The following is a 7,550-nucleotide window of genomic DNA, read 5'->3' on the forward strand; positions in this document are numbered from 1 at the left end:
TCACCCACGTCCCTGAGGACACCGTCGCGGGCAGGGGGCGCCACGCCGTGGACCCGGTGATCATCGTCGGAGCGGGGCCCGTGGGGCTCACGCTCGCCCTGGCACTGGCGCGTCAGGAGGTCCCCTCGATCGTCCTCGACGAGGGCCCGGGCAAGGACGAGCCGCGCCTCGCGCGCACCGTCGTCCTGCGCCAGGACACCACGGCCCTGGTCGAGCGGCTCACCGGAACGTCCCTGGCCGGGGCCGGAGTCCGCTGGACCGGATGGCGGGCGATGCGACGCCGGCAGGTGACGCGCGAGATCACCTTCGAGGACGCCGGGCCGGCCCCGCTGCACCTGGCCCAGCACATGCTCACCGGAGCCCTGCGCGCGGCCCTCGCGCGCGAGCGGCTGGTGCGGATCGCCGTGGACAGCCGCCTGGACGCCGTGGAGCAGGAACCTTCCGGCGTCACGGCCCACACCCGGGGCCCCCGGGGCACGTGGTGGCGCGGGAGTTACCTGGTCGGCTGCGACGGCCCCCGCTCCACGGTCCGCAAGCTCCAGGACATCCGCTTCCCCGGCCGTACGGCGGTGGAACGGCACGCCGTCGCCGCGCTGCGCACGGAACTCCCCTGGGCCGGTGAGGCGTTGCTCCACCGGATGCCGCCGTGGCGGACGTCCGGTCCGTCCGCCGGGGAGGTCACCGGGCGTCCGCTGCCGGACGGCGTCTGGCGGCTGGACTGGCTGCTGCCGCCCGGCAAGGACCTCGTCACGCCCGAGCTGCTGGTCGGCCGGATCCGCGAGACCCTCACGGGCTGGAGCGGCGAGACGGCCCCCGCGTACGAACTGCTCGACACCGGGGTGCACACGGTCCACCACCGGCTGGCCCGCCGCTGGCGGGCGGGGCGGGTCTTCCTCGCCGGGGACGCCGCCCACCTGCTCGGCGCGCTCGGCACCCAGGGCCTCGACGAGGGCCTGCGGGACGCCGACAACCTCGCCTGGAAGCTGGCCCTGGCCTGGCACCACGGGCCGCACGAGGGACTGCTCGACAGCTACCAGACGGAACGCCGCGCGGTGGTCGCCGCCCGGCTGCGCGCCGCCGACCAGGCGCTGCCGCTGCTGCGGAGCGGCGGCGGCATAAGGGCCTACGTCCCCGGCGCCGTCCGCGGTCACGACTCGCTGCTCACGGACGGTCACCTGGGCCGCGGCCCGCTGGGCGCGCCGGGCACGTACGCCGCCTCCCCGCTCGCGCCCCCCGAGCTGGAGTCGGAGGTCTCCGTGGACACGCCCCCCGGCTCGCCGGTGGAGGACGTACGGGTGACGGCGGAGGACGGCTCCTTCGTACGGCTCCACGACCGGCTGGGCCGGGGCGCCCTGCTCGTCCTGCTGATCGCGCCGGGCACGGGGGTGTGGGAGCGCAAGCACTGGGTGAGCGCCGGCGTGATGCCCCGGCTCGCCGCCGCCGTGACGGCGCTGCCCGGTCCGGCCGAGCTGCTGGTGGCCGAGAGCTACCCGGGGGCGGCCGCCCACACGGTCCTGCTGATCCGGCCCGACGGCCATCTCGTCACGGCCCTGGGCGGGGTGCGGCCGGCCGACCTGTACGCGGCGGCGGAGGCGGTGGTGGGCGGTCCGGTCGGCGCGCAGGCCGGAGCCGGGGCAGGGGCAGGCACCGAGGCCGGAGCGGGGGTGAAGTAGCCGTACGAGCGGCGGCCGAACGCGGACGACGGCCGCCTGCCCGCACGCACGGTCACCGTGCGGTCCGCATGGTGACAGCGAGTTGACCGGTGTGCACCGGCATGGTGTACTCCGGATCGTGACCGACACCGATGTGCGCCTGTGGCGGAGGGTCCATATGGACCTCGTCCGCTACGCGGGCTGCGTGTGTCGTCCGTCCTGCTGAATTCGCGTCCTTCTCCCCCCGCGCGCCCCGCCGAGCGCTTCCGCGCCGCCGCGCGCTCCTCCGCGAACGTTCCCAGGACGGTACCCGTGTCTGTGTTCCCCTCCGTCGACCCCCCATCCGCGCCCGCCGCCACGCCCGTCGCCGCGCCCACGCAGGCGGACCTCCTCGACTTCGTCCGGCGTACGGCCGCCGACGCCGAACTGATCGCCTCGCTCCCCCTCGACCCCGAGGGCCGCACCTGGGTGCGCCTGGAGGGGCCCGGCGGCAGCGAGGCCTGGCTGATCGGATGGCCGCCCGGCACCGGCACCGGCTGGCACGACCACGCCGACTCGCTGGGCGCCTTCCTCACCGCGCGGGGCGAGCTGAAGGAGCACTCGCTCGCCGCGCGGCTGCCCACCGACGGCTGGAAGACCCTGGAGCTGACGGAGGGCGTGGACCGGGAACGCCGGCTTCCGGCCGGAAAGGGCCGCGCCTTCGGACACCACCACGTCCACGAGGTGCTCAACGAGTCCACGGAGGAACACGCGGTCTCCGTGCACGCCTACTACCCGCCGCTGCCGCGCATCCGCCGCTACAGCCGCACCGGGCAGGTCCTGCGTTTGGAGCAGGTCGAGCGCCCGGAGGACTGGCAGTGAGCGGTGAGCGGCCCCCGGGCATCGACGAGCTGCTCGAACAGGTACGCGACGGGTACGCGCGCGTGGAGGCCCGGGAGGCGTACGAGGCCGCCCGCACGGGCGAGGCGCTGCTCGTGGACATCCGGTACGCGGCCCTGCGCGAGCGGGACGGGCTGATCCCCGGCGCCCTGGTCGTCGAACGCAACGAACTGGAGTGGCGCCTCGATCCGCGGGGCAGCCACCGCGCCCCCGAGGCCACCGGCCACGACCTGCGGATCGTCGTGGTCTGCAACGAGGGCTACGCGTCGAGCCTCGCCGCCGCCTCCCTGCACCGGCTGGGGCTGCACCGGGCCACCGACCTGGTGGGCGGGTTCCAGGCGTGGCGGGCGGCGGGGCTGCCGGTGACGCCGTAGAGCGGGGCGAGCGGGCCCCACGCGCGCGTGGGGCTCAGCCGGCCGACGGGCAGTACAGCGGGGCGGTGTCCGCGTTGTCCTCGGTGACGAGACGGACAGGGGTGGCCTCGATCTTGTCGGCCCGTTCGTCGCGGAGCAGGGAGATGACGTTCTCCACCGCCAGCTCGCCCGTGTCGGCGGCCGAGTTGGAGACGGTGGCGGAGAAGCGGCCGTCCTTGAGGGCGGCCAGCGCCTCGTCGGTGCCGTTGACCGTCACGATCCGCACGTCCTTCGCGCCGGCCGCGTCGAAGGCCTTCCGGGCGGCGAACGCCATCTCCTCGTTGGCGACGAACGCGTAGTCCAGGTCGGGACGGGCCCGCACCATGTCCGTGGCCACGGTCCGCGCCGTGTCGGGGTCGTACATGCCGGGCCGGCCGACGACGACCTCGGCGCTGTCCGGAAGCCCGCCGGTGAAGGCATCGACGAGAACGTCGGAGGCGGCGCCGGGGGCTCCCGCGATCACACCGACCGACACCGCGCGGCCGGCGGCGTCCTTCTCGATCCACTCGGCGTCCAGCTTTCCCACCTCCTTCAGGTCGACTACGACGGCACCGAGGATGTCGGAGGTGTCGTCGGGGGTGACCGAGGTGAGGAAGATCGGCACACCCGCCTTCCTGGCCTTGGCGATGTCGCCCTCGAGGGCGTCCACGTCGACGGTCTGCACGATCAGGGCGTCGACGTCCGAGGCGATCAGATCCTCGATGTTGGCGGCCTCCGTCTCGGCGTCCTGACGCGAGTTCGCCGTGAGCAGCTCCACGTTGTTGTTGCGGGCCGTGAGCCGGACGGACTCCTGCAAGCAGGTGTGGAACTCGGAGGTGCCGCCGTTGACGAAGCCGAGCGTGATCTGCCCGGTGATGCCGTCCGTGGACTCCTGCGGCGCCCACAGTCCGCAGCCGCTCAGCAGGCAGACGCCGAGGGCGGAGGCGACCAGCGGTCTTCGGGAGCGGACGGACACGGGCATGGCTGAGCGCCTTTCGGACGTGCGGGTGGAATGGGAGGTGTGCGTGGAGTGGGAGGTGTGCGTGGAGTGGGAGGTGTGCGTGGAGTGGGAGGTGTGCGTGGAGCGGGACGTGCGGGTGGAGCGGGACGTGCGGGTGGAGCGGGACGTGCGGGTGGAGCGGGACGTGCGGGTGGAGCGGGACGTGCGGGTGGAGCGGAAGGTGCGTGGAGTGGAACGTGCGGTTGGAGCGGGACGTGCGGGTCCCGGCGGCTGTGCGGGTCGCGGCGGCTGTGCGGGCATGAGGGTCGTGCGGCGGGGGGATTCGCACGGGACCGAGGGCTGCTGCGGCGGCGCGACGGAGGCAGACGGTACAACCGGGCCGTCGGGACCTCACCCTCCCGGGAGCGCAAGGTAATCCTGCGCTCCGCAGGGGGCTCAGCCGGCGCGGCAGCCCCTACCCTCGAACGCTCGACGGGCGGGGCGGGGCGGAGTGGAGCCGGGTGGGGCGGGACCGGGCGGGGCGGGGCCGGACGGGGCGGGGCTGCTCGGCCCGACCCGGGGCGGGCGGCTACGCCCCGGGTCACTCCTTGGCCGTGGCCACCGTCACCGCGCGGATCCTGAGCGCCACACGGCCGGGCAGCGCGGTCGCGACGAGCGCGAGGAGCGCGGCCCCGGCGACGACCGTGACGTAGGCGAGGGGCGTGACCGAGGGCGCCGCCCGGCCCGTCATGCCGACGCTGAACGCCGTCAGGACGGCCAGGGCGACGGCGCTGCCCAGGGCCGTGGCGAGGAGCAGCAGGGACAGGGCCTCGGTGCGCAGCATGCGCAGCACCTGACGGCGGGTCGCCCCCGCGAGACGCAGCAGCGCGAACTCCCTCACCCGTTCGGAGACGGACATGGCCAGCGTGTTGACGACGGCGATGGCAGTGAAGGCCGAGACGAGCCCCATGGCCAGGAAGTTGACCTCCGCGTTCGCCTGCTGCCGCTGCGCCTGGAGCGAGTCGGCGGCGGCCGGGGAGAGAATCTCGACCCCCGGGAACTCACGCAGCGTAGTCGTGAGTTGTGTCTGTGTGCGGTGCGTGCTGACGAGGAGCGAGGAGGAGAGCGGGTTGTCGACATGGCGTACGAGCAGGTCGTGCGCGAGGGTGAGGTCTCCGAAGCCGAGCCCCCTGGTGTAGACGGCGGCGACGGTGAGCGTGGCGGGCGCGCCGTCACCGAGCGTGAGCTTCAGGGGGCTGCCGGGTGTCAGGTGGAGCTGGTCGGCGGCCAGTTCGCTGACGGCGACGGTGCCCGCGGTGAGCCTGCCGAGGGAGCCGGCGGTGACGTCCGGGTCCCAGGTGCGGGTGAGCCCGGCCGGGGTGACGCCCTGCGCCGCGTACTTGTCGAGGCCGACCCGGACGGTCGTACGGACCACTTCGGTGACGGTGTCGCCTCCCCCGCGGAGCCGGTCCGCCGCCTCGGTGGGGACGCCGGGTCCCCGGGAGGCGACGACCCAGTCGGCACGGACGCCTTCGCGGGCCTGGGCCCGGGCCGCGTCGCCGAGGGTGGGCTGCACGAACAGGACCGTGCAGGTCATCCCGATGAGCAGGGTGAGGGGGGTGACGACGGAGGCCATGCGGACGGCGTTGCCGCGCAGGTGGGCGATGGCGAGGCGGCCGCCGGGCCCGGTCAGGCGCAGCGGGCCGGCGAGGAGCAGGGCGGCCGCCTTGACCAGGAGCGGCCCCAGCAGGGCGACGGAGGTGGACAGCACGACGACGGCGAGGAACGTCACGGGCGTCGACGCGGGTTCGGTGCGCAGGACACTGAGCAGTGCGACGAGGACGGCACCCCCCGCGAGCAGGAACAGACCGGCGAGGACACGACCCCAGGCGGGCCGGATGCGGGCGACCCGGCGGGAGGCGATCCGCGCGGCGGCCCAGGCACCGAACAGGGTCGCGGCGACGGCGGCCAGGGGCGGGACGGCACCAGCGGTGTGCTCCAGCGTGGCGGGCACGGCGCCCAGGGCGACGAACCTGCCGTGCAGCCAGGTGCCGAGGGGAAGCCCCACAAGGGCCCCGGTCGCTCCTGCGGCCGCGCCGACGATCAGTGCCTCCCGGCCGAGGAGCCTGCGGATCTGTCCGGAGGTGGCGGCGATGGCACGGAGCAGGGCGAGTTCCCGGTGGCGCTGCTGGACGGAGAGCGCGAACGTCCCGACGACCACCAGGACCGCCACGAGCAGCGAGGTGCCGCCCATCGCGCCGCCCATGCTGACGAGCTTGGTGCGGGCCGCGGCGGCGTTCAGGAACTCGGCCCGGCCACGGGCGTCTCCGGCACTGACCTGTGCGCTCGTGCCGTGCAGCGCCGCGGCCACGTTGTGCCGCAACCGCCCCGCGCCGACGCCCGCCTCCGGGACCACTCCGAACGCGGTGACCTGCCCGGGGTGGCCGGCGAGCCGACGGGCCTCGGCGGCGGAGAAGAAGAGGGACGTCTGGTGGCGTACGTCCGTGGCGGGGGCGACGATCCCGGAGACACGGTAGGTACGCGGGGCCTGCGTCGACTGAACGGTGAGACGGTCGCCGGGGGCGAGGTGGGCACGCTCGGCCAGGTCCCGGTCGATGACGACGTCGGTGGCGGCCAGGGGCGCGGTGCCCGCGGTGAGCCGGTACGGCGTCAGCGCGGCGGACTCCCAGGCGTGCCCGTGGGAGGGCCGGTCGGCTGCCGGGACGAGGGTGCGGGTGTCCGTGCCGGTGCCGGTGCCGGTCGCGGTCGCCGTCGCCGTCGTGGTCAAGGGCTCGGCGAGGAAGGTGAGTTCCGGGATGACGCGGGCGACCCCGGGGATGCCGGTGAGGGTGCGGCCGAGGTCGGCCGGGAGCCAGGCGCGCTCGGCGATGGGCTTGGCCTTGTGCTTGACCTTGGTCTTGCCCTTCTTGTGCTTGACGGTGCTTTGGTGGACGTTCTGGTCCCCGGAGACCACTACGGGGGCCGCCGCATAGCGCTCGGTCCGGATGGCGCCGCGCAGTCCCGTCTCCAGGAGGGTGCCGCACGCGGTGATCAGGGCGGCCGCACACATCAGGGCGAGGAAGGAACCGAGGAAACCCGCCTTGCGTGCGCGCACGGTCTTCAGGGCATAGCGCAGCATCATGACGGGCCGCTCTCTCTTCTGTTGTGTGCCGTGTCGTGGCCGGGCGCGGGGGCGGGGCAGGCGAAGAAGCGGGCGGGTGTCGCCGAGGTGGCCGGTCCGTGCGGGGTGAGGTGCTCCACCATGCGCTGACGACGACGGGGCTGCGCAAGCGTCTTGAGCGTGGCGAGGTCTCCGGGTTCGACGGGGGCCGCGGGCTCGGGGCTTTTGGCGGCGGGGCCCGCGAGGGCGGGGCCACCGCCGGCGGGTTCGGTCGCCGGGGGCTCCTGGGCGACGGGTTCCTGGGGCATGCGCCCACAGTCCTCTGTGCACAGGTGTCCGTGCAGTGCGGTGGCCCGGTGTCCTCAGTGGGGGGTCAGCCCTACCCCGGGCCGTGAAGTCGGCACCCGGATCGTGGAGTTCGCACCCGGACGGTGAAGTCAGCGGCTTGGGAGCGGGGAACGGCGGCCCGGCACTCCAGTCAGGGCCCAGGGCCGGAGGCCGGGGCCCAGAAGCCGGAGGCCGGGGCCCAGGGCCGGAGGCCGGGGCCCAGGGCCGGAGGCCGGGGC

The 7,550-nt window shown here is 74.7% G+C and carries 7 protein-coding genes; 4 read left to right on the forward strand and 3 right to left on the reverse strand.

What is annotated here, in order from left to right:
* Positions 1 to 47: 47 nt before the first annotated feature.
* From ACFV9M_RS19790 to ACFV9M_RS19805, 4 genes are all read left to right on the forward strand, one after another.
* A complete protein-coding gene (locus ACFV9M_RS19790; RefSeq protein ID WP_385064557.1) occupies positions 48 to 1,673 on the forward strand; it encodes an FAD-dependent monooxygenase in 1,626 nt (541 codons plus the stop codon).
* A gap of 157 nt (positions 1,674 to 1,830) precedes the next feature.
* Complete coding sequence (locus tag ACFV9M_RS19795) at positions 1,831 to 1,878, forward strand: hypothetical protein (protein WP_309506048.1); 48 nt, start codon at positions 1,831 to 1,833, stop codon at positions 1,876 to 1,878.
* 86 nt (positions 1,879 to 1,964) lie between these two features.
* Positions 1,965 to 2,513 carry a cysteine dioxygenase gene (locus ACFV9M_RS19800; RefSeq protein ID WP_385064554.1) on the forward strand — a complete coding sequence of 183 codons (549 nt, stop codon included), beginning with the start codon at positions 1,965 to 1,967 and terminating at the stop codon, positions 2,511 to 2,513.
* Positions 2,504 to 2,905, forward strand: a complete 402-nt coding sequence (locus ACFV9M_RS19805; RefSeq protein WP_385064771.1) for a rhodanese-like domain-containing protein — start codon at positions 2,504 to 2,506, stop codon at positions 2,903 to 2,905. The genes ACFV9M_RS19800 and ACFV9M_RS19805 overlap by 10 nt, the downstream gene beginning before the upstream one ends.
* A 34-nt stretch (positions 2,906 to 2,939) precedes the next feature.
* On the opposite strand, the gene ACFV9M_RS19810 is transcribed toward ACFV9M_RS19805, so the two are convergent.
* The 3 genes from ACFV9M_RS19810 to ACFV9M_RS19820 all read right to left on the reverse strand — a co-directional run bounded on the left by ACFV9M_RS19810 (position 2,940) and on the right by ACFV9M_RS19820 (position 7,292).
* Complete coding sequence (locus ACFV9M_RS19810; protein WP_385064552.1) at positions 2,940 to 3,905, reverse strand: sugar ABC transporter substrate-binding protein; 966 nt, start codon at positions 3,903 to 3,905, stop codon at positions 2,940 to 2,942.
* A 559-nt stretch (positions 3,906 to 4,464) separates the two neighbouring features.
* Positions 4,465 to 7,005, reverse strand: coding sequence for an ABC transporter permease (locus tag ACFV9M_RS19815; RefSeq protein ID WP_385064550.1), 2,541 nt, complete (start codon positions 7,003 to 7,005; stop codon positions 4,465 to 4,467).
* Positions 7,002 to 7,292, reverse strand: a complete 291-nt coding sequence (locus tag ACFV9M_RS19820; protein ID WP_385064548.1) for a hypothetical protein — start codon at positions 7,290 to 7,292, stop codon at positions 7,002 to 7,004. The genes ACFV9M_RS19815 and ACFV9M_RS19820 overlap by 4 nt, the downstream gene beginning before the upstream one ends.
* Positions 7,293 to 7,550 lie beyond the last annotated feature (258 nt).

This window comes from Streptomyces sp. NPDC059895 (assembly GCF_042731035.1).
In the GTDB taxonomy this organism is placed as follows: Bacteria; Actinomycetota; Actinomycetes; order Streptomycetales; family Streptomycetaceae; genus Streptomyces.

Coding starts and splice junctions, on each gene's coding strand:
- ACFV9M_RS19810 (WP_385064552.1), bottom strand. CDS start 3,905: ATGCCCGTGTCCGTCCGCTCCCGAAGACCGCTGGTCGCCTCCGCCCTC.
- ACFV9M_RS19815 (WP_385064550.1), bottom strand. CDS start 7,005: ATGATGCTGCGCTATGCCCTGAAGACCGTGCGCGCACGCAAGGCGGGT.
- ACFV9M_RS19820 (WP_385064548.1), bottom strand. CDS start 7,292: ATGCCCCAGGAACCCGTCGCCCAGGAGCCCCCGGCGACCGAACCCGCC.